The following is a 23,856-nucleotide window of genomic DNA, read 5'->3' on the forward strand; positions in this document are numbered from 1 at the left end:
CGTCGCGCAGACGGGACAGATGGCGGCGATGGGGCCATCATCGACCGATGTTCACGAGGACGAATTGAAATGAACCAGCCGTTTTGCAATGCCGTGGCGTTCCGGTCCGTCACCATCGCCGTGCTGACGGCTCTTGCGATGAGCGCCTGCGGTTACGGCGATCGTGCCGAAGCGACGGACGCTGCGGTACCGGTCCAGGCGTCCGCGAATACGGGCGACACCACCGCGGATCCGAACGACGCGGTTTCCACGGACGCGACACCCGAGGCGCCGTCTCTGCAGGCGGCGATTTCCGGCCTGCGCCAGCCGCGTCCCGGCCTCTACACCGCAGGCCAACCCGAGAACACGGCGTGGCAGGCAGCCGCCGAGGACGGCGTCACCACGGTGATCAACCTGCGGCCGGCGGCCGAGATGGGTGAACGCGACGAGGCGACCGAAGTCGCCGCCGCCGGGATGGCCTATCACCAGCTTCCGGTCGCCGGCGCCAGCGACATCAGCATGGCCAACGCCATCGAACTGCGGCGCCTGATCGACGAGGCGCCCGGTCCGGTGCTGGTCCACTGTGCGTCAGGCAACCGGGTCGGGGCGTTGCTGGCGCTGGGTGAGCTGGAGAGCGGTGTCGACGCGGAGCAGGCCGTAGCCTTTGGTCGCAGCGCCGGACTGGCCAGCCTGGAGCCGCGCGTGCGCGAAGTGATCGAAACTACCCGCGCGGAAACCTGCGAGCCCGACGCCAACTGCTGACTCGTCTGGCCTAGTCCGCCTGCGGAGCCTCGCCCAGCGGTCCCACCGGTGGCGCGGGATCAAAGATAGCGTTGAGCACGACGGCCACGCGCGCGCCACCCAGGCGCAGTTGCGTCTCGGCCACGGGCAGCCAGGACCGCACGTAGTCGTCACTGATCTTGCGGTCCTTGGGATAGAACCCCGGTTTGACGACGATCGCGCAGGACTGCTCGGCCCAGGTCGCGGCGCGCAGGGCGAGCGGACCGGTCGCCGGTAGCGCGGTCGGCGAAGCCACGGGCATCGCGCGCAGCCGCTCGAGATACTGGACGTCATCGAGCCGGTTCGTGCCCAGCAGGCCGCTGTCCCACAGCTGGTGCAGGTTGCTGCCCTTGCCGTCGAGATTGACCTGGTAGGTGTTGCCGCCCTTGTCTTCGGCGTGGCCGGCGTGCAGTGGCTGGTGGATGTCGCCGACGAAGTGCACCAGGAACTTCAGCGCCTGCGTCCGGGTGGCCGCCGGCAGGCTCACGTCCGCCAGCAGCGCGGCCTGCGCCGGGATCGCTGCGACCACGCAATTGCCCTCGGGGCAGTCGCGCGGCGCCTCATAGACACACTGGTCGCCGCCGATGTTGACGTAATGCCAGGCCGAGCTGCGCCGTCCCAGGTCCGGGTCGGACGCGCGCAGGCGGTCTGCCCAGTTGGCGATGCCGGGCAGGGTGGGTTCGGGCTCGCCGAGCAGCAGCGGCGTGATCCCGGCCTGCGCCTGCGGGGTGAGTTGTTCCCAGGCCAGCTCGGCGACCAGGCGATGGCCCTGCGGGCCCCAGGCGGCGGCCACCGCGGGAATAAGAAGGGCGAAGGCGAGGATGCCGTAGCGGATCGTGCGGAAAGCGATGCATGGATTCATGGGCGACAGGATAGCTGCAGCGCAGCAAAAAGGCCTCGCCGCGCGACAACGGCCCGCATGCGCAGGAATTCTCCGACTCGCCTGCGCAATTGCCGCGCGCGCCGCTGCCGGCCGGGTCCGGCGCGGATGGGCTAAAATAGGGGGCTTTATTCCCTCATGTGCCCGTCAGGAGCCCTGCAATGGCGATCAAGGTTGGTATCAACGGTTTTGGCCGTATCGGACGCAACGTCCTGCGTTCGGCGATTGAGAATTTCGGCGACGACATCGAAGTGGTCGCGATCAACGACCTGCTGGAGCCGGATTACCTGGCCTACATGCTGCAGTACGACTCCGTGCACGGCCGCTTCAAGGGCGACGTCAAGGTCGACGGCGACAACATCATCGTCAACGGCAAGCAGATCCGCCTGACACAGGAGCGCGATCCGGCCAACCTGAAGTGGGGCGAGGTCGACGTGGACGTGGTGATCGAGTCCACCGGCCTGTTCCTGACCAAGGGAAGCGCGCAGAAGCACATCGACGCGGGCGCAAAGAAGGTCATACTGTCGGCGCCGTCCAAGGACGACACCCCGATGTTCGTCTTCGGCGTCAACGACAAGACCTACAAGGGCGAGGCGATCGTTTCCAACGCCTCGTGCACCACCAACTGCCTGGCGCCTGTAGCCAAGGTGCTCAACGACAAGTGGGGCATCAAGCGCGGCCTGATGACCACCGTGCATGCGGCGACCGCGAGCCAGAAGGTCGTCGACGGCCCGTCCAACAAGGACTGGCGCGGCGGCCGCGGCATCCTGGAGAACATCATCCCGTCCTCCACGGGTGCGGCCAAGGCGGTCGGCGTGGTGATTCCCGAGCTCAACAAGAAGCTGACCGGCATGAGCTTCCGCGTGCCGACCTCGGACGTCTCCGTGGTCGACCTCACCGTCGAGCTGGAGAAGGGCGCGAGCTACGAGGAGATCTGCGCGGAGATGAAGTCGCAGTCCGAAGGCGCGCTGAAGGGCATCCTGGGCTACACCACCGACATGGTCGTGGCGACCGATTTCCGGGGCGATACCCGCACCTCGATCTTCGATGCCGGCGCCGGCATCGCGATGGACGACACCTTCGTCAAGCTGGTCGCCTGGTACGACAACGAGTGGGGCTACTCGAACAAGTGTCTGGAGATGGTCAAGGTGGTGGCGAAGTAATCCGCGCCATAGCCGTCTGCGTCGAAAAAGCCGGGCATCGCGCCCGGCTTTTTCATGCCTGCGAAAAGCTGGGCGCAGACACCTGTACTGAAAGTCCGGCGCGATGGGGCGGGATGCAGCGGCTTTTGCCGACTACCACTCGCGCTTCAGCAGCGGGAGCTTGTCGGGGACGCCATCCCACTTCTCGGCATCCTCCAGCGGCTCTTTCTTGCGGTCGATCACCGGCCACAGCGGTGCCAGCTCGGCGTTGATGGCCAGGAAGTGCTCCTGCCCGAGCGGCACGTCGTCCTCCGGATAGATCGCGCCGACCGGGCATTCGTCGACGCACAGGGTGCAGTCGATGCATTCCTCCGGATCGATGACCAGGAAGTTGGGTCCCTCGTGGAAGCAGTCGACCGGGCACACCTCGACACAGTCGGTGTGCTTGCAGTTGATGCAGTTTTCAGTGACGACGTGGGTCATGCGGATTCCAATCGTATTGCCTGCGGCAGCGCCATTGTCTCGCGGATCCAACTTCGCTGCCCCTGACCTGGATCAAGGCGCCGGAGCGCGGCGGTGCGGACAATGGCCGCCATCACCCCACCACATGGAGTCAGTACCGATGATCCGCAAGCTTTCCGCTGTTGCCCTGTTCGCCGTGGCCGGCGCGTTCGCCCTGCCGGCGACGGCCGCCGAATGCGCTGCCACGGTCGACAGCACCGATGCGATGCAGTTCACCACCAAGAGCCTGACGGTGCCCGCGTCGTGCAAGGAGTTCAAGGTCACCCTGAAGCACGTGGGCAAGCTGCCCAAGGCCGCAATGGGCCACAACTTCGTGCTCAGCAAGCCCGCCGACGTCAATGCCATCAACGCCGACGGCATGAAGGCCGGCGCCGACGCCGACTACGTCAAGGCCGGCGATACCCGCGTGATCGCGGCCAGCAAGCTGATCGGCGGCGGCGAATCGACCACCGTCACCATCCCGGTGGCCAAGCTGAAGGCGGGAGAGGATTACACCTACTTCTGCTCCTTCCCGGGCCACGCCGCGCTGATGAAGGGCACCTTGACTCTGGCCAAGTAAGCCACCATCTGTAACAAGGGCGGCCCTGGCGGTCGCCCTTTTTCGTTTCAGGGTCCAGCTACCGCTCATGTCACGCGAAACCACCCAACTTACCGAGCAGCAACTGGCCGACCTGGTCGATCGGTTCTACGACAGGATCCAGGTGCATCCCACGCTGGGGCCGGTGTTCAACGCCGCCGTCGACGATTGGCCGGCCCATAAGCAACTGCTGACCTCGTTCTGGTCCTCCGTCGCGCTGGGCACGCGCAGCTACCGCGGCAATCCGATGGCGCAGCACCGCGGCCACGCCATCCACGCCGGCCATTTCGACGAGTGGCTGGCGCTGTGGCGCGAAACCGCGGATGAAGTCCTCGACGCCGAACACGCCGCGCTGGTCCACGAGTACGCCAAACGCATCGGCCGCAGCCTGAAGTACGGTCTGGGCCTGCAGGAAGGCGTGCGATCGCTGGAGCTGCCGATCGTCGGCGCTTGAGCGGTTCCGGCGATGGCTGGCTTCGCCGGGATGCAAGCAGCGTTGCGCGCTGTGATCACGCGTCCCGGCAGCTGGATGCATCAGCCCCGCTCGTGGGCGGCAGCAGTGCCGGCACGGGCGTCGGTTGGCCGTCGTCGTTCAGGGCGACCATCGTGAAGCGTCCCCGGGTTGCCAGCAGCGCCTCGCCCGAGTGCAGGTCCTCGCTGTGCATTTCCACCTCGACCTGCAGTGACGTGCGGCCGGTTGCCACGATCCGCGCGACCAGTTGCACCAGCGCCCCCTGGTTGACCGCGGTATGAAAGTCGACCTGCTCCGAGCGTGCGGTCACCACCGTGCAGCGGGCGTATCGGGACGCGGCGATGAACGCGGCCTTGTCCATCCACGCCAACGCCTGCCCGCCAAACAGGGTGCCGAGGTGATTGGTGTGATCGGGGAAGACGATCTCGGTCATCCGCGCTTCGGTCGCGGGCATCGTCCCGTCAGTCATCGCGTTCAAAATGCGGCGTCAAAGGCGACTTCGCCTTCCACGCCGACCTGGTAGGCCGACACGCGACGCTCGAAGAAGTTGGTCACTTCCTGCACGTCCTGCAGGTCCATGAAACCGAACGGATTGCTCGCGCCGAAATGCCGCGGCATGCCCAGCTGGCCCAGGCGCTGGTCGGCGCAGTATTCCAGGTACTGGCGCATGTCCTTCAGCGAAAGCCCGGCCACGCCGCCCGACAGGGTGTCGCAGGCGAACTGCATCTCGCAGTCCACCGCCTCGGTGAGCATCTGCACCACCTCGTCCTGCAGGGCCTCATCGAACAGGTCGGGCTCCTCCTTGCGGACGGTGCGGATGACCTCGAAGGCGAACGCCATATGGCAGCTCTCGTCGCGGAACACCCAGTTGGTGCCCGAGGCCAGGCCGTGCAGCAGTCCGCGCGAGCGCAGGTAGTAGACGTAGGCGAAGGCGCCGAAGAAGAACAGGCCCTCGATGCAGGCGGCGAAGCAGATCAGGTTGAGCAGGAACTGGCGCCGCTGCGCACGCGTCTCGATGCGCTTGAGGTCCTGGATGGAGTCGATCCACTTGAAGCAGAACTCGGCCTTGGCGCGGATGGACGGAATGTTTTCCACCGCCGCAAACGCCTGCGTGCGGGCCTTGTCATCAGGCAGGTAGGTGTCCAGCAGGGTGAGGTAGAACTGCACGTGCAGCGCCTCCTCATACAGCTGGCGTGAGAGGTACATGCGCGCTTCGGGCGCGTTGATGTGCTGGTAGAGGTTGAGCACCAGGTTGTTGGCGACGATCGAATCGCCGGTCGCGAAGAACGCGACCAGGCGCTCGACCAGATGGCGCTCGGCCGGTCCGAGCTTGCCGCGTAGGTCGTTGACGTCCAGCGAGAAGTCGACTTCCTCCACCGTCCAGGTGTTGCGGATCGCGTCGCGGTACATCGCGTAGAACTGCGGGTAGCGCATCGGGCGCAGGGTGAGGTCGAAACCGGGGTCGAGCAGGTGTTGGCTGGTCATGCGAATTCCTTGCAGATGCGGGGGTTGCGGCGGAGCCTACTGGCAGGACTCGCAGCTCTCGGGGTTTTCCAATGAGCAGGCGATCGCGTCGGCGTCGGGCGTCGGTGCGGCGGCGGGCGCCGGGGCGCTGACGGTGGACTTGGCGATCCGGGTCGCCGGCCGCGAGCGCAGGTAGTAGGTCGTCTTCAGGCCCTGCTTCCACGCGTACATGTACATCGACGCCAGCTGGCCGATGTTCGGGCTCTCGATGAACAGGTTCAGCGACTGGCTCTGGTCGATGAATGCGCCGCGGTCGGCTGCCATGTCGATCAGCGAGCGCATCGGCAGCTCCCAGGCGGTGCGGTAGACCTGGCGCAGCGTGTCCGGGATCGCCGTGATGCCCTGGATCGAGCCGTCGGCCATCTTCACCGCGTCGCGCAGCTCCGCCGTCCAAAGGCCCAGCGTCTTGAGCTCCTCGACGAGGTATTTGTTGATCACCAGGAAGTCGCCCGACAGCGTTTCGCGCTTGAACAGGTTGGACACCTGCGGCTCGATGCATTCGTAGCAGCCGGCGATCGAGGCGATCGTCGCCGTCGGTGCGATGGCGATCAGCAATGAGTTGCGCAGGCCGTGCTCGCGAATGCGCGCGCGCAGCTCGTCCCAGCGGGCCGGGTCGGTCGGGGTGACGCCCCAGGCGTCGAACTGCAGCTCGCCGACCGACGCGCGGGTGTCGGCGAAGGACGGGTGCGGCGTCTGCTCCACGGCCAGTTCGCAGGAGGCGGACAGGGCGTGGAAATAGATCTCCTCGGCAATGCGCTGCGACAGCGCGCGGGCCGACTCGGAATCAAACGGCAGGCGCAGCTTGAAGAACACGTCCTGCAGGCCCATCGCCCCCAGACCGACCGGGCGCCACTTCAGGTTCGCGTGGCGGGCGGTGTCGATGGGGTAGAAGTTCAGGTCGATCACGCGATCAAGCTGACGCACCGCCAGTCGCACGGTTTCGGCGAGCTTGTCGAAGTCGAACCGGGCCAGGTCGCCGGCGCTGCCGTCCTGCACGTGGTGGGCAAGGTTGATCGAGCCCAGGTTGCAGACCGCCGTCTCGTCCTGCGAAGTGACCTCCAGGATCTCGGTGCACAGGTTGGACAGATGCACCACGTTGCCCTCGCGCAGCGTCTGGTTGCAGGCGCGGTTGGACTTGTCCTTGAAGTTCATCCAGCCGTTGCCGGTCTGGGCCAGCGTGCGGATCATGCGGGTGTACAGGTCGCGTGCCTTGACCTGTCGCGTCGCCAGCCCGGCCGCTTCGGCGGCGCGGTAGGCCTGATCGAAGGCCTCGCCGAACAGGTCGGTCAGCTGGGTGCCGTGGCGCGCCAGCACGGCCGGATCGAACAGCGACCACATTGCGTCGGCCTCGACCCGGCGCATGAACTCGTCGGGGATCCAGTTGGCCAGGTTGAGGTTGTGCGTGCGCCTGGCATCCTCGCCGGTGTTGTCGCGCAGCTCCAGGAACTCCTCCACGTCGGCGTGCCAAGGCTCCAGGTAAACGCACGCCGCGCCCTTGCGCTTGCCGCCCTGGTTGACCGCCGCCACCGAGGCGTCCAGCGTTTTCAGCCACGGCACGATGCCGTTGCTCAGGCCGTTGGTGGAGCGGATCAGCGAGCCGCGGGAGCGCACCCGGCTGTACGACAGGCCGATCCCGCCGCTGAACTTGCTCAGCTTGGCCACGTCCATGTAGCGCCGGTAGATCGCCTCCAGCGAATCCTCCGGCGAGTCCAGCAGGAAGCAGCTGGAGAGCTGCTCGTGGGTGGTGCCGGCGTTGAACAGGGTCGGCGAGCTGGGGATGTAATCCAGCTGGGCCATGCGACGGTACAGCGCCAGCGCGTCGGCAACGTCCTCACTCAGGGCGCAGGCGATGCGCAGGAAGAACTGCTGCGGCGTCTCGATCACCGTGCGCGCAGTGGGGTGGCGCAGCAGGTAGCGGTCGTAGACGGTACGCATGCCGAAATAGTCGAACCGCGCGTTGAGGCCGTTGTCGATCGCGTCGTTGAGCTTGCGCGCGTTGGCCTGCACGAAGTCCATCAGGCGCTGGTTGATCAGGCCCAGGTCGAAGCCGCGCTGGACCGACTGCGAGAACGCGTTGATGTCGATCGCCGCGACCTCCTTCTCGATCACGCCGGCGAGCAGGCGCGCGGCGAGGCGGCCGTACTCGGGCTCCTCGGCGGTGAGCAGGGCAGCGGTGCGGATCGACAGTTCGTCCAGCTCCGACGTGGTCGCGCCGTCGTACAGCCCGGAGATGGTGCGGGTGGCCACGCGCATCGGGTCGACCGCGTAGAGATCCTGGCTGCAGCGCGCAACCGCGCGCACGATCTTGTTGAGATCGACGGGCTCGCGGCCGCCGTTGCGCTTGGTCACGTGCATGCTCATCGCGGTGGCGGGCGGGGTGAGCGAGAAGCCCGGTGAGGCGTCCGGCTGGGCGGCGGTGGGCTCCACGTCGGCGTTGGAATCGGCGGGTGCGGTGGCGAGGTCTGGCTGGGTCATCGAACAGCTCCGGTGCAGGGCGCACGGTCGTCGCCCTTCCCTCGAAGGTCGACGCGCGGAAGCAGTCCACGACACCGGCGCCGCGGACAGGCGGCGTCGGACGGCGCGGCCATGCCCCCGCGGGCATCGGGTTTTCGTGAGGAGATCGCGGTGTCGTGCGGCGTCGGTCCGACGCGCGCCCACCCGCCGCGTGGACGTGTGGCGACACCGGCCGTCTTCCCCCGAAGACTCGCAGGCCGGTCACCGCGCGGTGTGCTTCGCGCGGCTGTCGGCAGGTCTTCGGGCTCTGGACGCGGATGGCCGGGACCGGCTTTCCACCTACTGGTCGTCGCTTCCCAGGGCAGGGCGCCCCAGTGCAATGACGATGTTCGTTTCCAATTACCGCTGCGGGGCAGCGCCGGACTCCCACCGGCTTCCCGTTTTAAGCCAACCGCGAGGTCGGCACCGACGGGCACAACATAGTGGGGGCGACCGGATCCGTCAACACGACATGTGGGGTTTGCACGCGGATCATTCGATCTGCGCACGCTTCCAATCCCCGCCCCGGCCCGCGACAATGCCGTCCTTCGCCAGCCGGCCATCGCGCCAGGAGTCTTCCGTGTCCATCCTCCGTATGTCCGACCTCGACCTTGCCGGCAAGCGCGTGCTGATCCGCGAGGATCTCAACGTGCCGATCGATGACAACGGTGCGATCACCTCCGACCAGCGCATCACCGCCGCCTTGCCCACTCTGCGCCTGGCACTGGAGAAGGGCGCGGCCGTGATGGTGATGTCCCATCGCGGGCGCCCGACCGAGGGCCAGTGGAGCGAGGCCGATTCGCTGGCGCCGGTGGCGGCGCGGCTGTCGCAGTTGCTGGGCATCGAGGTGCCGCTGGTCAAGGACTGGCTGGACGGCGTCGAGGTCGCCCCCGGCCAGCTGGTGCTGCTGGAAAACTGTCGCATGAATGTCGGCGAGAAGGCAGACGACGAGGCGCTCGCCAAGCGCTATGCCGCGCTGTGCGATGTGTTCGTGATGGACGCGTTCGGTACCGCCCATCGCGCGCAGGCATCCACCCATGGCGTGATCCGCCAGGCCAAGGTCGCCGCCGGTGGCCCACTGCTGATGGCCGAGCTGGACGCGCTGGGCAAGGCCCTGCACGAACCCGCGCGGCCGCTGCTGGCCATCGTCGCCGGATCCAAGGTCAGCACCAAGCTGGAGCTGCTGTCCTCGCTGGTGGGCAAGGTCGACCAGCTGATCGTCGGCGGCGGCATCGCCAATACCTTCATCGCCGCGATGGGCCACGGAGTGGGGAAGTCGCTGGTGGAGATGGACCTGCTGGACACCGCCCGCCAGATCATCCAGGACGCCAAGGCGCGCGGCGCGGACATTCCGCTGCCCAGCGACGTCGTGGTTGCACCGGCCTTTGCGGCCGACGCCCCGGCCACGGTGAAGCCGGTGGACGCGGTCGGCGCCGACGACATGATCCTCGACATCGGGCCGGACACCGCCGCGCGCTACGCGGCGATGATCGCCAAAGCCGGCACCGTGGTCTGGAACGGCCCGGTGGGCGTGTTCGAGTTCGAGGCCTTCAGCCGGGGCACGCAGACGCTGGCCGAGGCGATTGCCGGCAGTGCCGCGTTCTCCATCGCCGGGGGCGGCGACACCCTGGCCGCGGTCGACAAGTACGGCATCGCCGACCGGGTCGATTACATCTCCACCGGCGGAGGCGCGTTCCTGGAATTCCTGGAAGGCAAGGCGTTGCCGGCCGTCAGCGCCCTGCAGGCGCGCCGCTGACGCGACCACCGCCGCGCCGCTGGAGCGCTTTCCAATCGTGCTAGCGTTCCTGGCTTGACCACGCAGGAAATCGACTCCATGGCCGCGCTGCTGCGACGTACGAAGATCCTCGCCACCCTCGGCCCCGCCACCGACGTGCCCGGCGTGCTGGACTCGCTCATCGCCGCGGGCGTGGACGTGGTCCGGCTGAACTTCTCCCACGGCGATCCCGATTCCCACCACGCGCGCGCCGACGCGGTGCGGGGCGCCGGGCAGCGCCTGGGGCGGGAAGTCGGCATCCTGGTCGACCTGCCCGGCCCGAAAATCCGCATCGGCCATTTTGCCCAGGGCAAGGTCCAGCTGATTGCCGGCGAGCGGTTCGACCTGGTCGCCCGCGAGGACGCCGCGCCGGGATCCAACCAGGAAGTGGGCGTGAGCTACCTTGGCCTGCCGGGCGATGTCGCCCCCGGCGACGTGCTGCTGCTGGACGACGGCATGATGCAGTTGCGGGTGACTTTGGTCGACGGCCAGCGCATCGCCACCCAGGTGCTCAACGACGGCGAGCTCTCGGACCGTAAAGGGCTGAACAAGCAGGGCGGGGGACTGTCACTGGGCGCGCTCACCGAGCACGACGCGGAGCTGATCAAGATCGCCGCGCAGATGGACGCGGACTTCATCGCGGTCTCGTTCTGCCGCACCGCCGAGGACATGCACCAGGCCCGTCGGCTCGCCCGCGCCGCCGGCAGCGATGCCTACCTGGTGGCCAAGATCGAGCGCGCCGAAGCCATCGAGAACCTGGGCGACATCATCGATGCCAGCGACGTGGTGATGGTGGCCCGCGGCGACCTGGGCGTGGAGATCGGCGACGCCGAGCTGCCCGGGCTGCAGAAGAAGATCATTCGCGAGTCGCTGGCCCGGCACCGGGTCGTGATCACCGCGACCCAGATGCTGCAGTCGATGGTGGAAAGTCCCATCCCGACCCGCGCCGAGGTGCTGGATGTCGCCAACGCCGTGATCGACGGTACCGATGCGGTGATGCTCTCGGCAGAGTCCGCGGCGGGCCGCTATCCCGTGCGTGCGGTCGAGGCGCTGGCGCGGATCTGCCTGGGCGCCGAGCGCCAGTTCGACCACGACACCGACTTCGAGGCCGCGCCGCGCAACCTGCAGCGCGCCGACCAGGCCATCGCGATGGCGGCGATGTTCGTCTCCGAGCACATCGGGGTGCGCGCGATCGTCGCGATCACCGAGTCCGGCGGCACCGCGGGGTTCCTGTCCCGGTTCCGCTCACCGGTGCCGATCTTCGGCCTGTCGCGGCACCCGGGCACCCGCCGCAAGATGGCCCTGATGCGCGGAGTGATCCCGATGGAATTCGACAGCCGCGGCATGGACACCCGCGACGCCGTCCGCAACGGCGTGCACCGGCTGTTCGACGCGGACCAGCTGGCCGTCGGCGAGCGGGTCATCTTCACCAGCGGCGACCACATGGAACATGAGGGCGCGACCAACACCTTGCGTCTGGTGCTGGTGGGCGATGCCGGCAGTTCCGAGGGACTGGGCGAGCTGTAGGAGGCACCTAAGCCACTGTTTCGCAATGGCCTTTGCAGGCGGGCGTGGCCTATACTAACTCGCTAACCCCGCCACTTCTGCAGGAATTCCATGAGCATCGAACAGCTTGCCGACATCGCCCAGGCAATGGTCGCCCCGGGCAAGGGCATCATCGCGATTGACGAGTCCACCGGCACCATCCAGAAGCGTTTTGACGGCGTCGGTGTCGAGTGCACCGAGGAAAACCGCCGCGCCTACCGCGAGATGCTGCTGACCACCCCGAACCTGGGCCAGCACATCTCCGGCGCGATCCTGTTCGACGAGACCCTGCGCCAGTCCACCAGGGACGGCGTGCCGTTCGCCAAGGTGATGATGGACAACGGCATCATCCCCGGCATCAAGGTCGACAAGGGCACCCACGCCCTGGCCGGCTTCCCGGGCGAGGTGGTGACCGAGGGGCTGGACGGCCTGCGCGCCCGGCTGGAGGAGTACTACAAGCTGGGTGCCCGCTTCGCCAAGTGGCGCGCGGTGATCAACATCAGCGACGACATCCCGTCGGGTACCTGCATCGAAGCCAATTCCCACGCGCTGGCGCGCTACGCCGCGCTGTGCCAGGAACAGGGCCTGGTGCCGATGGTGGAGCCGGAAGTGATCATGGACGGCAACCACGACATCGACACCTGCTACGACGTCACCGAGGTCACCCTGCGCTCGCTGTTCGGCTCGCTGTACGAGCACAACGTGATGCTGGAAGGCACCATCCTGAAGGCTTCGATGGTCCTGCCGGGCTCGACCTGCAGCGATACCGCGTCCGTCGAGGAAGTGGCCGCCGAGACCCTACGCTGCCTGAAGTCCACCGTGCCGGCGACGCTGCCGGGCATCGTGTTCCTGTCCGGCGGCCAGTCCGACGAGGACGCCACCGCGCACCTCAACGCGATGAATCTCGCCGGCCCGAACCCGTGGCCGCTGTCGTTCTCCTACGGCCGCGCCATGCAGTCCGCGGCGCTGGCGATCTGGGCCAAGGACATCAGCGGCAACATCGGCAAGGCGCAGGAGATGGTGTTCGAGCGCGCCCGCGCCAACGGCCTGGCCGCTCTGGGCGAGTGGAAAGCCTGATCTGACGGTCCAGCACGCGGTGGCCGAGGGTCGCCAACGCTGACACAACAACGCCGGCATCTGCCGGCGTTGTTGTGTCCATCGCCACGGAGAGCGATCAGCAGGAGGGCGGGCTCACGGCAGGCCGGCCGCCAGCCACTCGTCATCGGAGCCTTCATTGATGTCCTCCATCAGGAAGGTGCTCAGGTAGCGCTCGCCGGTGTCGGGCAGCATCGCCAGTATCACCGCGCCTTCCTCGGCCCTGCGCGCGACGTCCAGCGCCGCGGCCACGGTGGCGCCGGCGGAAATGCCGACGAACACGCCTTCTTCCTGCGCCAACCGGCGCGCCGTGTCGCGGCCCACGACGTCGTCCACCGGCAGGATCTCGTCGGCGATGTGCTGGTTCAGTACCTCGGGCAGGAAGTCGGGCGTCCAGCCCTGGATCTTGTGCGGCTGCCACAGGTCACCGGCCATCATCGAGGCGCCGGCCGGCTCGCAGGCCACGATGCGGACCTCCGGGCGGGCGCACTTGAGCACCTCGCCGACACCGGTCAGGGTGCCGCCGGTGCCCCAGCCGCTGACAAACGCGTCCAGCCGTCGACCGGCGAAGTCCTGCAGGATCTCGGCGGCGGTCGTCTGGCGGTGCCAGGCAGGATTGGCGGGGTTGGCGAACTGGCTGGCGAGAAACCAGCCGCGCTCCTCGGCCAGTTCCGCGGCCTTGCGCACCATGCCGGTGCCGCGCTCGGCGGCCGGGGTCAGGATGACCTTGGCGCCGTAGGCCCGCATCAGCTTGCGCCGTTCCACCGAGAAGGTTTCCGTCATCACCGCCACGAACTTGTAGCCGCGCGCCGCGCAGACCATCGCCAGGGCGACGCCGGTATTGCCCGAGGTGGCCTCGACCACCGTATCGCCGGGCTTGATCAGACCGCGCGTCTCCGCATCGCGGATGATCGCCAGCGCCAGGCGGTCCTTTACAGAACCGCCCGGATTGAAGGACTCGATCTTGGCGTAGAGTTCGATGCCCGCAGGCGCGAGCCGGTGCAGGCGTACGATCGGCGTACGGCCGATGGTGTCGAGGATGCTGTCGTGGATCATCGGCGTTACCTTCCGCGGAGCATTGCTCCGGTTCCCTGTGACTGACGCCCCAGTGTGCGCCAGGCCACGCGAAAGTCCCCGTGAACGGATGAAACGCTGCATTGCAGGGCTTTGCCTGTTCGGCTGCTTGGCCGGGCGGTGGTCAACCAATGGCCCACGCGCGCGTTGACCGGGCTCACTAGACTTGTCGGTCTGCCTGCGCGTGGCCGCCGCGGCCTCCCCCTCACCCCACTTTTGATCCAACAACGAGACAGCATGCGAATTCCCATCGGACCCCACGTGATCTGCGCGCTCCTGCTTGCCTTGGCGCTGGCGTCCTGTGAGAAGGAGGCGGCGCGCCCGAGCGGCGTCTCGGCGGTGCCGGTGACCACCCAGCAGGTGCGCATGCAGCAGTGGAACGACACCGTGCAGGCGCTGGGGACGGTGAAGGCGCGCGAGTCGGTGACGATCACCGCCAAGGTCACCGAAACCGTCCGCGATGTCCATTTCGACAGTGGCGACCTGGTCCAGGCTGGCGCACCGCTGGTCACCCTGAGCGGCAACCAGCAGCAATCCGCGCTCGCCGAGGCGCAGGCCAGCGCCGCCGAGGCGGACCAGTTGTACCGGCGCATGGCCAAGCTGGGCGAGCAGCAACTGGTCGCCCGCGCGACCCTGGAGACCCAGCGTGCCGTCCGCGACGCCGCGATGGCACGGGTCGACCAGATCCGCGCCCAGCTGTCGGACCGCCAGATCCGTGCGCCGTTCGCCGGCGTGCTTGGGCTGCGCCAGGTCAGTCCCGGTGCGCTGGTCACCCCCGGTACCGCGATCGCCACCCTGGACGACACCCAGCGGGTCTACGTCGACTTCCCGGTGCCCGAGCCGGCATTGGCACACCTGGAGGCCGGGCAGGTCCTGCACGCGACCAGCGCGTCGTGGCCGGGCGAGACCTTCGACGGCGTGGTCCAGCTCGTGGACTCGCGGGTGGACCCGTCCACCCGTGCGGTAACCGTGCGCGGCGAGTTCCCCAATGACAGCCGCATGCTGCGTCCGGGCATGCTGATGCAGGTGACGCTGGTGCGCCCGCAACGCCAGGCGCTGCTGGTTCCGGAGATCGCGGTCGTCCAGCTGGGCAACACGTCCTTTGTGTATCGCGTCCGCGCCGACAGCACCGTCGAACGTGCCGACGTGCTGGTCGGCAACCGCCGCCAGGGCATGGCCGAGGTGGTCAGCGGCCTGGAGCCGGGCGACGAGGTGGTGGTCGACGGCACCGGCAAACTGCGCGTTGGCGCCAAGGTCGAGGTGACGGCAACCGGCGATGTCCCGGTGCCGGCGCAGGATGCCCCCGTCGTCGAGGAAGCTCCCGGAGCGGCCGAAATCGAGGGCTCCACCATCGGGCCCATCGGTGGTGACCGCGCCGGTTCCGCGCCGGCGGTGGAAGGCAAATGAGCATTTCCGATCTGGCCATTCGCCGGCCGGTGTTCGCCACCGTGATGAGCCTGCTGCTGATGGTGATCGGGGTGATGACGTTCTCGCGCCTCACCCTGCGTGAGCTGCCGGCGATCGATCCGCCGATCGTCTCGGTCAACGTGAACTACCCCGGCGCCTCGGCGGCGGTGGTGGAGACGCGGATCACCCAGGCGCTGGAAGACGCCCTGTCGGGCATCGAGGGCGTGGAGACGATCCAGTCGCGCAGCGTCAACGGGCGCTCCTCGGTCACACTGGAGTTCACCCTGGAGCGCGACATCGAGGCGGCCGCCAACGACGTGCGCGATGCGATCAGCAGCGTCGCCAGCCGGCTGCCCGACGAGGCCGACGCACCGCAGGTGCGCAAGGCCGACAGCGATTCGGACACCCTGATATGGCTCAACATGAGCTCCACCACCATGGACGCGCTGCAGCTGTCGGATTACGCGGAGCGCTACATCGTCGACCGGCTGTCGAGTTTGGACGGCGTCTCGCAGGTCCAGATCGGCGGGCGCCAGCGCTATGCGATGCGGATCTGGCTGGACAGCTCGGCGATGGCCGCGCGCGGCATCACCGCCACCGACATCGAGGCGGCACTGCGGGCCGAGAACGTCGAGCTGCCGGCGGGCCGGATCGAGTCGGAAACCCGCGACTTCACCCTGCGCGTGGCGCGCCAGTACGAGAAACCCTCCGACTTTGCCGAGATTCCGATCCGCGAGGGCAGCGACGGTTACGTCGTGCGCATCGGCGATGTCGCCCAGGTCGAGCTGGCTTCGGCCGAGCGCCGCGCCTATTACAAGAGCAACGGCCAGCCCAACGTCGGCCTGGGCGTGGTCAAGACCTCGACCGCCAATGCGCTGGACGTGACCCGCGCCGCCCGCGCCGAAGCCATCGAGATCCAGAAAACCCTGCCCGAAGGCACCGACATCTTCGTCGCCTACGACTCCACGGTGTTCATCGACGAGTCGATCCGGCGCGTCTACCACACGCTGCTGGAGGCGATGGCGCTGGTCCTGCTGGTGATCTGGCTGTTCCTGGGCAGCTTCCGAGCCGCGCTGATCCCGGCGGTCACGGTGCCCGTGTGCCTGATCGCGGCTTTCATTCCGCTGTACCTGTTTGGCTATTCCATCAACCTGCTGACCCTGCTGGCGCTGGTGCTCTCGATCGGGCTGGTGGTGGACGATGCCATCGTGGTGCTGGAGAACATCCAGCGCCGCGCCGACCTCGGTGAGCCGCCGCTGGTCGCCGCGGTGCGCGGGACCAAGCAGGTCGCCTTCGCGGTGATTGCAACCACGACGGTGCTGGTCGCGGTGTTCCTGCCGGTGGGCTTCATGGAAGGCAATACCGGCCGGCTGTTCCGCGAGTTGTCGGTGGCGCTGGCCGGCGCGGTGGCGCTGTCGGCATTCGTCGCCCTGACACTGACCCCAATGATGTCCTCCAAGCTGGTGCGTGCGCGCAGCGACGAGCGTTCCAACCCGATCCACCGCTGGAGCAACCGCCAGCTGACTCGCCTCAGCGGGGCCTACCAGGGCTGGCTGGGCCGCCACGTTGGCAAGCGCTGGCTGGTCGGAGGCCTGATGCTCGGTGCGCTGGCGCTGAGCTATGGCCTGATCAAACTGGTGCCGTCGGAGCTGGCGCCGGCGGAGGACCGCGGCTCGTTCTTCGTCTCGATCATGGGCCCGGAGGGCGCGGGCTTTGACTACACCGTCGGCCAGCTCGAGCAGGTCGAGGCGGTGGTCGCCGCGCACACCGGTGAGGACAAGGCGATCCGCCGCTACAACAGCCGCGCGCCCGGTGGCTGGGGTGCGACCGAGGAGATGCACACCGCCAACGTGATCGTGTTCCTGCAGGACTGGGACCAGCGCGACATGAGCACGGCCGAGGTGGCCGATTCGCTGCGCGCCGACCTGGGCAAGCTGACCGGCGTGCAGGCACAGCCGCGCGTGGGCGGCGGCCTGGTCGGCAGCCGCGGCCAGCCGATCCAGCTCGTCCTGGGCGGCCCGGAATACGCCGAGATCGCGCAGTGGCGCGACATGATGATGGAGAAGATGGAGGCCAACCCCGGCCTGTTCTCGGTGGATTCGGACTACAAGGAAACCCGCCCGCAGATGCGCGTGGAGATCGACCGCAAGCGCGCGTCCGACCTGGGCGTCAGCGTGTCGGCCATCGGCCATGCGCTGGAGACGATGATGGGCAGTCGCCGCGTGACCACCTTCGTCCAGGACGGCGAGGAGTACGACGTGCTGGTCCAGGCCGGACGCGACGGTCGCGCTTCGCCTGCCGACCTGTCGGCGATCGAGGTGCGCGGCAAGGACGGCGCGCTGGTGCCGCTGTCCAACCTGGTGACCCTGTCCGAACTGGCCGAGGCGGGCAGCCTGAACCGCTTCGACCGCATGCGGGCGATCACCATCACCGCCGGTCTGGCGCCGGGCTACACGATGGGCGAGGCGCTGGAGTTCCTCAACCAGACGGTGGCGACCACGCTGCCGGACTATGCGCAGGTTGCGTGGAAGGGCGAATCGCGCGAGTACCAGAAGGCCGGCGGCGCGGTGCTGCTGACCTTCGCGCTGGCGCTGCTGGTGGTGTTCCTGGTGCTGGCCGCGCAGTTCGAGAGCTTCATCCATCCCTTCGTGATCATGCTGACGGTGCCCCTGGCGGTGCTGGGCGCGCTGGTCGGCCTGGCAGTAACGGGCGGCACGCTCAATCTGTTCAGCCAGATCGGCATCGTCATGCTGGTCGGGCTGGCGGCGAAGAACGGCATCCTGATCGTCGAGTTCGCCAACCAGCTACGCGACTCGGGGCGGACCATCACCGAGGCGATCATCGAGTCGGCCGGCGTGCGCCTGCGGCCGATCCTGATGACCTCCATCGCCACCGCGGTGGGCGCGTTGCCGCTGGTGCTGGCCGGTGGGCCCGGATCGGCCAGCCGGGCGACCATCGGCGTGGTGATCATGTTTGGCGTGTCGCTGTCCACGCTGCTGTCGCTGTTCGTGGTGCCGGCGTTCTACGTGGTGCTGGCGCCGTTCACGCGCTCGCCGCATGCGGTGTCCAACGAGCTGGATGCGCTGGCGGCGAAGACGCCCGAAGTCGGCGGCCACGCCTGAGGTGCAGCAACCCCGGTCGATGTGACCGGGGTTTATCGCGACGGCGGAATACGGTTAAGGTTCCACTCTTGTCGCCGACCACAGGCGGCTGACCAAGGCCCGGGGGATACCGCACGTGGAAGACCTGATCAACCAGCTCAACGACATCCTGTGGAGCAAGGCGCTGATCGCCCTGTGCCTGGGCGCGGGCCTGTACTTCTCCATCCGCACGCGCTTCATGCAGGTGCGCGGGTTGCCGGAAATGATCCGGCTGATGCTCAACAACAAGAGCTCCGAGGCGGGCGTGTCCTCGTTCCAGGCGCTGGCGATGTCGCTGTCGGGCCGGGTCGGTATCGGCAACATCGCCGGCGTGGCCACGGCCATCGCCTTCGGCGGGCCGGGCGCGGTGTTCTGGATGTGGGTGATGGCGTTCCTGGGCGCGTCCACCGCATACGTGGAATCCACCCTGGCGCAGATCTACAAGGAAAAGGATCCCAAGGGCAAGTACCGCGGCGGTCCGGCGTATTTCATCGAGAAGGGCACCGGGCAGAAGTGGTACGCGTGGATGTTCGCCGCGGTGACCATCGTCGCCACCGGCTTCCTGCTGCCGGGCGTGCAGGCCAACGGGATCGCCTCGAGCATGACCACGGCGTGGGACGTGACCCCGGAAGTGACCGCCGCGTTCCTGGTGGTCGGCCTGGGCTTCATCATCTTCGGCGGCGTGAAGCGCATCGCGCGCTTTGCCGAGATCGTCGTGCCGTTCATGGCGCTGGCCTACATGCTGGTCGCGCTGGTCATCATGCTGCTGAACATCGAGCAGGTACCGGCGATGTTCTCGTTGATCATCAAGGGCGCGTTCGGCATGGAAGCCGGCTTCGGCGCCATGCTCGGGCTGGCGATCGAGTGGGGCGTGAAGCGCGGCATCTACTCCAACGAGGCCGGGCAGGGCACCAGCCCACATGCCGCCGCTGCGGCCGAGGTCGAGCATCCGGCGCAGCAGGGCTACGTGCAGGCGTTCTCGGTGTACGTCGACACGCTGCTGGTGTGCTCGGCGACGGCGTTCATGATCCTGTCGACCGGCATGTACAACGTGGTCGGCAAGGGCGGCACGATGCTCAAAGAGGCGCTGCCCGGCATCGAGCCTGGACCGGCGTTCGCGCAGAACGCAGTGGAGTCGATCCTGCCCGGCTACGGTTCGGCCTTCGTGGCGCTGGCACTGCTGTTTTTCGCCTTCACCACGATCATCGCCTACTACTACATGGCCGAGACCAACATCGCCTACATCAACCGGAAGATCCATCGCCCGTGGCTGATCTTCACCCTGCGCATCGCGATCCTGGTGGCGGTCACCTTCGGCTGCGTGCGCACCGCCGGCATGAGCTGGACGCTGGGCGACATCGGCGTGGGCCTGATGGCCTGGCTGAACATCCTGGCGATCCTGTGGCTGCAGAAGCCGGCGCTGGCGTCACTGCGTGACTACGAAGCGCAGCACAAGGCCGGCGTCGGCGCATACACCTTCGATCCGGTGGCGCTGGGCATCCGCCACGCCGAGTTCTGGGAGCGCCGCGCCAACGGCCTGGAAGACCTCAACGCGGAGGACCCGCAGCTCGCCGGCGCGGTCAAGACCGGGATCATCCGATGACGGTTGATCCGTGGGGCGGGCGGGGGCGTGGCGGCGGATCGGGCAAGCAGCGCGGCGATGCGCCCGCGCCTGGCCATCGCGGGCCGAAAGCGCCCAATCCCTACGGACGGTCGACGCGCGAGGAGGCTCCAACGCCCACCGCGCCGGAAGGCCCCGGCGCAGATGCGCCTGCCGGTGGCTGGCATGCCGCCAATCGCCCGGTGCGGGAGTTGCGCCTGCACGGCTTGAACGCGGTCCGCGCGGTTTTTGAGCGTCGTCCTGAGGCGATCCGCAAGGTCTACCTGACCCAGGCGAGGATTCCGACGCTGCAGCCGCTGTTGAAGTGGTGTGCGGCCAACCGCATCGGCTATCGCGTGGTGGAAGACGAGGACCTCAAGAAGCTTGCCGCCAGCTCGCACCACGAAGGCGTCGTTGCCGATGTGCTGCGTGCCGAGCCGGTGGCGCTTGCCGACTGGCTGGACGCGCTGCCCGGCGGTCCGGGGTGCGCGGTGTGGCTGGACGGCGTCGGCAATCCGCACAACTTTGGCGCGATCCTGCGCTCGGCGGCGCATTTCGGCATCGGTGCGGTGCTACTGCCGGAGCATTCCCCGCTGGCGTTGTCCGGGGCTGCTGCCCGCGTCGCCGAGGGCGGCGCCGAGGCGGTGACGCTGGTGAGACTGCCGGATCCTGCGAGTGCCGCATCATCGCTGCGCTCGGCGGGCTTTGGCTTGGCTGCCACCCTGGTCTCCGGCGGCAGCGACCTGTTTGCGACATCCCTGCCGGAGCGACTGGTGTACGTGCTCGGCGCCGAAGGCGAGGGCATGGACCGCCGTTTGGCCGATGCGTGCGACCTGCGGCTGTCGATCCCCGGCAGCGGCGCGGTGGAGAGCCTCAACGTTGCCGCGGCTACCGCAGTGCTGCTGGCGGCGTGGCGGCAGCAGCACTAGTTCAGAAGAGCTCGACGCTTCCGGCGTCCATTGACTGCTGCATGACCGGCTTGTGCGGCGGCCGTTCCCATTCCCCACGCATCTGGCTGACCCGCTGCATCAGCTGCTTCAGCGCCGCCTGGACGTCGCTGTCGTTGTGGCGACGATGCAGCAGTTCCTGCAGCTGGGTGGCTTCCTGGTTGATGTTGTTGAGGCGTTCCAGGTGGAGGGTGGCCGCACCCAGCGCCTGGGTCGCGATGTCTTCGAACTGGAGCGAACGGACCGCCTCGGCGACCGAGCCATCGATGGCCTGGCCGCATTCGGCGATCTCGCGCATGCCGTTGCCCAGGCCGCGATTCATGCCGTCCACGCGCTCCAGCATGCCGGCCGCTTCGGCGCGCGCGCCGCGGGAGCGGTCCAGGTCGCGCGACGCCATCTGGCTGACCGTGTCGCGCACCTTGGCGATCGCGTCCTTGGAGCTGTGGGCGAGCTTGCGGATCTGCTCGTTGAAGGTGGTGGAGCGCTCCGACAGGTTGCGGACCTCATCGGCGACAACGGCAAACCCTCGCCCGGCCTCGCCCGCCCGGGCGGCCTCGATGGCGGCATTGAGCGCCAGCAGGTTGGTCTGGTCGGCAATCGACTTGACGTCTTCCAGCAGGGCGAAGATGCCGTCCAGGTGCTCGGCCATGGCGTCGATGTGGGTGACGGTATTGCCGCTCTGGCCGCTGACCTCCTCCAGGGCCTCCACCAGCTGCTCCATCTTCTGGCTGGCCTGCAGGGCGAACTGGTGCACGTCCATGCCGCCGTCATCGCCGGTGCGGTCGATGATGCGGGTGACGATCTCGCTCTGCTGACGGGACTTGCGATTGACGGCCTCGAAGCTGCCACCGAGCTTGCCGACCGACTCACGGATCAGCTCGCGGGTGCGGTCGATCTCGGTCCGTGAACCGTTGACCTCGGCGCTGATGAAGTTGCGCAGGTCCTGCAACAGGCGCGTCTGCTCGTGCAGCACCCGTGCCGGGGTTCCCTGGTTCTGCACCCAGGCGAACACGAGCCAGGCGGCGGCGGTCGCCACGGTGATGCCCAGCTTGGCGGCAAGCGGCCAGTCGAACAGCTGCGCACACAGCAGAAGCACGGTCAGTACCAGCGGCGGGGCCAGTCGAATGACTACACGGGAATCCATTGCTGCTCTCTTCTTGGGGGCGGTCAATGACAGATAACGGCGGCGAGGTGAAGAGCTTTAGCGCCGGCAGTGCCAGCGCCCGGGGAAACGGCGCTCAGCGCAGGTTTCCGCGGCCCAGCAGACGGCTGGCCACTTCGTTCAATGGCGCCACCTGCACGGCGGCGCCAAGGGCGACGGCCGCTCCGGGCATGCCCCACACGATGCTGGTGTGCTGATCCTGCGCGAGGGTGTAGGCGCCCGCGTTTCTGAGCGCGAGCAAGCCGCGTGCACCGTCGCTGCCCATGCCCGTCAGCAACGCCGCAGCTGCGCCGGAACCGACATGGTTGGCGACCGACTCGAACAACACGTCGACGCTGGGGCGATGACCGTTGACCTGTGCGTCGTCACTGACGTTGCAGTGCCAGGACGCGCCGCGCCGGGCAACCCGCAGGTGCACGCCGCCGGGCGCGACGTAGGCGTGTCCCGGTCGCAAGGGCTGGCTCGTCTCGGCGTGGACAACCGTCACCGCGCTGTGCTGATGGAGGCGTGCGGCAAAGGCGGCGCTGAACGCGGCAGGGATGTGCTGGGCGATCACGATCGGGGGCGCGTCGGCGGGCAGGACGGACAGGACATCCAGGATCGCGTTGGTACCGCCGGTGGATGCGCCGATCGCGATCAGCTGCAGGTTGGGATGGCGTTGCGCGGCTGCAGGCAGCGGAACGGGTCGAGCGCTCACGAGATTGCCGATGCGGGTTCTGGCGGCGTGACGTACTTTCTCGCGCAACCCATCCCCGTAAGCTGCCAGCCCGCCGCCCAGATCGGTTTGCGGCTTGCCGATGCAGTCCACGGCGCCGGCGGCGAGTGCATCCAGGGTGACCTCGGCGCCCTTCGCGGTCAGCGTCGAGACCATCACCACCGGCATCGGGCGAAGCCGCATGAGGTTCTGCAGGAAGCTCAGCCCGTCCATGCGTGGCATCTCCACGTCCAGGGTGAGGACGTCGGGGGAGAGCCGCTTGATCTTGGTGCGGGCGATGAACGGGTCGGCGGCGGTGCCGACCACCTCGATCAGCGGATCGGCCGAAAGCAGGTCCGACATCAGCCGGCGCATGAAGGCCGAATCGTCGATCACCAACACCCGCACGCGCTGCCCGTCGGAGGGAGGCAATGGCGGAGCGGACGCGAGAACCATCAGAACAACTCCACGCTGCCAGCCACGGGCGCGCGGTTGAGGTCGCCGTAGTAGGCGCGCTCGGCGCGGACGATGTCGTCGTCGCGGGTCGAGGGCAAGCGCCGGACCAGGGTGCGGCCGGTCTGCACGAAGAAGCACACCTTTCGCGGCTGCGTGTCGCCCAGGTCCTGCGCGACGACCGGTATGCGTTCGGCGACCAGGTATTGCAGGACGAATCGCGCGTTGCGGGTACCGATGGGATCGTTCTGGAAGCCACTGAGCACGTTGCCGCCGCCGAAGACCTTGGCCAGGAGCCTGCCGCGGCTGGCGCCGCGCTTGAGCAGATCGTTGATGACCAGCTCCATCGCGTGCGCGCCGTAGCGGGCGCTCATGTCGCCGTCGGCAATGTCGTTGCGGGTGTTGCCCGATGCGCCCGGCAGCATGAAGTGGTTCATGCCCCCGACGCCCACCACCGGGTCGTAGATGCACGCTGCCACGCAGGATCCCAGCAGCGTCACCAGGGCCAGCGGTTCGCTGCTGACCCGGAACTCGGCAGGCATCAGGCGTACCGCGTGGGTCTGCAGGGCCTTGTCGTAATAGCTGCCCGGCTCGGT

19 protein-coding genes, 1 pseudogene and 1 riboswitch are annotated in these 23,856 nt (G+C 67.8%); of the genes and pseudogenes, 11 read left to right on the forward strand and 9 right to left on the reverse strand.

Features of this window, described 5'->3' with window-relative positions:
- Positions 1 to 69 precede the first annotated feature (69 nt).
- On the forward strand, positions 70 to 741 hold the full coding sequence (locus tag INQ40_RS03245) for a sulfur transferase domain-containing protein (RefSeq protein ID WP_194341730.1): 672 nt from the start codon (positions 70 to 72) through the stop codon (positions 739 to 741).
- 10 nt (positions 742 to 751) lie between these two features.
- Here INQ40_RS03245 and INQ40_RS03250 read toward each other — a convergent pair whose 3' ends face one another.
- Positions 752 to 1,621 carry a S1/P1 nuclease gene (locus tag INQ40_RS03250; protein ID WP_194341731.1) on the reverse strand — a complete coding sequence of 290 codons (870 nt, stop codon included), beginning with the start codon at positions 1,619 to 1,621 and terminating at the stop codon, positions 752 to 754.
- 179 nt (positions 1,622 to 1,800) lie between these two features.
- Here INQ40_RS03250 and gap point away from each other — a divergent pair, with 179 nt between their 5' ends.
- The gene (gene gap, locus INQ40_RS03255; RefSeq protein ID WP_194341740.1) at positions 1,801 to 2,802 is read left to right on the forward strand and encodes a type I glyceraldehyde-3-phosphate dehydrogenase; all 1,002 of its coding nucleotides are present in this window, start codon (positions 1,801 to 1,803) and stop codon (positions 2,800 to 2,802) included.
- 132 nt (positions 2,803 to 2,934) lie between these two features.
- Here the strand turns inward: gap and fdxA are convergent, their stop codons facing one another.
- Positions 2,935 to 3,264: a ferredoxin FdxA gene (gene fdxA, locus INQ40_RS03260; RefSeq protein WP_193986167.1), complete on the reverse strand. Its 330-nt coding sequence runs from the start codon at positions 3,262 to 3,264 to the stop codon at positions 2,935 to 2,937.
- 142 nt (positions 3,265 to 3,406) lie between these two features.
- On the opposite strand from fdxA, the gene azu reads away from it, so the two are divergent.
- Both azu and INQ40_RS03270 read left to right on the forward strand, forming a co-directional pair.
- The gene (gene azu, locus INQ40_RS03265) at positions 3,407 to 3,862 is read left to right on the forward strand and encodes an azurin (protein ID WP_305059651.1); all 456 of its coding nucleotides are present in this window, start codon (positions 3,407 to 3,409) and stop codon (positions 3,860 to 3,862) included.
- Between the two features lie 67 nt (positions 3,863 to 3,929).
- Positions 3,930 to 4,334 carry a group III truncated hemoglobin gene (locus INQ40_RS03270; protein ID WP_194341744.1) on the forward strand — a complete coding sequence of 135 codons (405 nt, stop codon included), beginning with the start codon at positions 3,930 to 3,932 and terminating at the stop codon, positions 4,332 to 4,334.
- 55 nt (positions 4,335 to 4,389) lie between these two features.
- Here the strand turns inward: INQ40_RS03270 and INQ40_RS03275 are convergent, their stop codons facing one another.
- Genes INQ40_RS03275 through INQ40_RS03285 form a run of 3 tightly spaced genes read right to left on the reverse strand, consistent with a single transcriptional unit; the run spans position 4,390 to position 8,231 of the window.
- Positions 4,390 to 4,821 (reverse strand): acyl-CoA thioesterase, encoded by a 432-nt coding sequence (locus INQ40_RS03275; protein WP_194341746.1) that lies wholly within the window; start codon positions 4,819 to 4,821, stop codon positions 4,390 to 4,392.
- 5 nt (positions 4,822 to 4,826) lie between these two features.
- Positions 4,827 to 5,837, reverse strand: a complete 1,011-nt coding sequence (locus tag INQ40_RS03280) for a ribonucleotide-diphosphate reductase subunit beta (protein ID WP_194341747.1) — start codon at positions 5,835 to 5,837, stop codon at positions 4,827 to 4,829.
- Positions 5,838 to 5,873: 36 nt separating this feature from the next.
- A complete protein-coding gene (locus tag INQ40_RS03285) occupies positions 5,874 to 8,231 on the reverse strand; it encodes a ribonucleoside-diphosphate reductase subunit alpha (protein WP_228482170.1) in 2,358 nt (785 codons plus the stop codon).
- A gap of 372 nt (positions 8,232 to 8,603) precedes the next feature.
- Positions 8,604 to 8,815, reverse strand: a riboswitch (cobalamin riboswitch).
- A 134-nt stretch (positions 8,816 to 8,949) separates the two neighbouring features.
- Between INQ40_RS03285 and INQ40_RS03290 the strand changes: the two genes are divergently transcribed.
- The 3 genes from INQ40_RS03290 (at position 8,950) to INQ40_RS03300 (ending at position 12,765) form a co-directional block, all read left to right on the forward strand.
- Entirely contained in the window at positions 8,950 to 10,125 is a 1,176-nt protein-coding gene (locus tag INQ40_RS03290) for a phosphoglycerate kinase (RefSeq protein ID WP_194341773.1), read from the forward strand.
- A 78-nt stretch (positions 10,126 to 10,203) separates the two neighbouring features.
- Positions 10,204 to 11,670: a pyruvate kinase gene (pyk, locus tag INQ40_RS03295; protein WP_194341775.1), complete on the forward strand. Its 1,467-nt coding sequence runs from the start codon at positions 10,204 to 10,206 to the stop codon at positions 11,668 to 11,670.
- 90 nt (positions 11,671 to 11,760) lie between these two features.
- Positions 11,761 to 12,765, forward strand: a complete 1,005-nt coding sequence (locus tag INQ40_RS03300) for a class I fructose-bisphosphate aldolase (RefSeq protein WP_193986182.1) — start codon at positions 11,761 to 11,763, stop codon at positions 12,763 to 12,765.
- A gap of 114 nt (positions 12,766 to 12,879) precedes the next feature.
- On the opposite strand, the gene cysK is transcribed toward INQ40_RS03300, so the two are convergent.
- Entirely contained in the window at positions 12,880 to 13,839 is a 960-nt protein-coding gene (gene cysK / locus INQ40_RS03305; RefSeq protein ID WP_194341777.1) for a cysteine synthase A, read from the reverse strand.
- Positions 13,840 to 14,094: 255 nt separating this feature from the next.
- Between cysK and INQ40_RS03310 the strand changes: the two are divergent.
- From INQ40_RS03310 to INQ40_RS03325, 4 genes and pseudogenes are all read left to right on the forward strand, one after another.
- Positions 14,095 to 15,114 (forward strand): annotated as a pseudogene (locus tag INQ40_RS03310) (efflux RND transporter periplasmic adaptor subunit); the annotation flags it as partial.
- 146 nt (positions 15,115 to 15,260) lie between these two features.
- Entirely contained in the window at positions 15,261 to 18,386 is a 3,126-nt protein-coding gene (locus INQ40_RS03315; protein ID WP_194341781.1) for an efflux RND transporter permease subunit, read from the forward strand.
- Between the two features lie 115 nt (positions 18,387 to 18,501).
- Entirely contained in the window at positions 18,502 to 20,007 is a 1,506-nt protein-coding gene (locus INQ40_RS03320) for an alanine/glycine:cation symporter family protein (protein WP_194341783.1), read from the forward strand.
- Positions 20,004 to 20,933, forward strand: coding sequence for a TrmH family RNA methyltransferase (locus tag INQ40_RS03325; protein ID WP_194341785.1), 930 nt, complete (start codon positions 20,004 to 20,006; stop codon positions 20,931 to 20,933). Before INQ40_RS03320 ends, INQ40_RS03325 begins: the two co-directional genes overlap by 4 nt.
- Before the next feature lies 1 nt (position 20,934).
- On the opposite strand, the gene INQ40_RS13170 is transcribed toward INQ40_RS03325, so the two are convergent.
- The 3 genes from INQ40_RS13170 to cheD all read right to left on the reverse strand — a co-directional run bounded on the left by INQ40_RS13170 (position 20,935) and on the right by cheD (position 23,802).
- On the reverse strand, positions 20,935 to 22,095 hold the full coding sequence (locus INQ40_RS13170) for a methyl-accepting chemotaxis protein (protein ID WP_194341787.1): 1,161 nt from the start codon (positions 22,093 to 22,095) through the stop codon (positions 20,935 to 20,937).
- Between the two features lie 94 nt (positions 22,096 to 22,189).
- Complete coding sequence (locus INQ40_RS03335) at positions 22,190 to 23,263, reverse strand: chemotaxis response regulator protein-glutamate methylesterase (protein WP_194341789.1); 1,074 nt, start codon at positions 23,261 to 23,263, stop codon at positions 22,190 to 22,192.
- Positions 23,263 to 23,802: a chemoreceptor glutamine deamidase CheD gene (gene cheD, locus INQ40_RS03340; protein WP_248285363.1), complete on the reverse strand. Its 540-nt coding sequence runs from the start codon at positions 23,800 to 23,802 to the stop codon at positions 23,263 to 23,265. The genes INQ40_RS03335 and cheD overlap by 1 nt, the downstream gene beginning before the upstream one ends.
- Between the last annotated feature and the right edge of the window lie 54 nt (positions 23,803 to 23,856).

The sequence above is a fragment of the Lysobacter sp. H21R4 genome (genome assembly GCF_015277535.1).
In the GTDB taxonomy this organism is placed as follows: Bacteria; Pseudomonadota; Gammaproteobacteria; order Xanthomonadales; family Xanthomonadaceae; genus Novilysobacter; species Novilysobacter ciconiae.

Bases quoted from the DNA above. Each gene is read 5' to 3' on its own strand.
- INQ40_RS03325 (WP_194341785.1), top strand. From the start codon at position 20,004: ATGACGGTTGATCCGTGGGGCGGGCGGGGGCGTGGCGGCGGATCGGGC.
- cheD (WP_248285363.1), bottom strand. From the start codon at position 23,802: ATGCCTGCCGAGTTCCGGGTCAGCAGCGAACCGCTGGCCCTGGTGACG.
- INQ40_RS03250 (WP_194341731.1), bottom strand. From the start codon at position 1,621: ATGAATCCATGCATCGCTTTCCGCACGATCCGCTACGGCATCCTCGCC.
- INQ40_RS03245 (WP_194341730.1), top strand. From the start codon at position 70: ATGAACCAGCCGTTTTGCAATGCCGTGGCGTTCCGGTCCGTCACCATC.
- INQ40_RS03315 (WP_194341781.1), top strand. From the start codon at position 15,261: ATGAGCATTTCCGATCTGGCCATTCGCCGGCCGGTGTTCGCCACCGTG.
- fdxA (WP_193986167.1), bottom strand. From the start codon at position 3,264: ATGACCCACGTCGTCACTGAAAACTGCATCAACTGCAAGCACACCGAC.
- INQ40_RS03335 (WP_194341789.1), bottom strand. From the start codon at position 23,263: ATGGTTCTCGCGTCCGCTCCGCCATTGCCTCCCTCCGACGGGCAGCGC.
- gap (WP_194341740.1), top strand. From the start codon at position 1,801: ATGGCGATCAAGGTTGGTATCAACGGTTTTGGCCGTATCGGACGCAAC.
- pyk (WP_194341775.1), top strand. From the start codon at position 10,204: ATGGCCGCGCTGCTGCGACGTACGAAGATCCTCGCCACCCTCGGCCCC.
- INQ40_RS13170 (WP_194341787.1), bottom strand. From the start codon at position 22,095: ATGGATTCCCGTGTAGTCATTCGACTGGCCCCGCCGCTGGTACTGACC.
- INQ40_RS03280 (WP_194341747.1), bottom strand. From the start codon at position 5,837: ATGACCAGCCAACACCTGCTCGACCCCGGTTTCGACCTCACCCTGCGC.
- INQ40_RS03285 (WP_228482170.1), bottom strand. From the start codon at position 8,231: ATGCACGTGACCAAGCGCAACGGCGGCCGCGAGCCCGTCGATCTCAAC.
- INQ40_RS03270 (WP_194341744.1), top strand. From the start codon at position 3,930: ATGTCACGCGAAACCACCCAACTTACCGAGCAGCAACTGGCCGACCTG.
- INQ40_RS03275 (WP_194341746.1), bottom strand. From the start codon at position 4,821: ATGACTGACGGGACGATGCCCGCGACCGAAGCGCGGATGACCGAGATC.
- cysK (WP_194341777.1), bottom strand. From the start codon at position 13,839: ATGATCCACGACAGCATCCTCGACACCATCGGCCGTACGCCGATCGTA.
- INQ40_RS03300 (WP_193986182.1), top strand. From the start codon at position 11,761: ATGAGCATCGAACAGCTTGCCGACATCGCCCAGGCAATGGTCGCCCCG.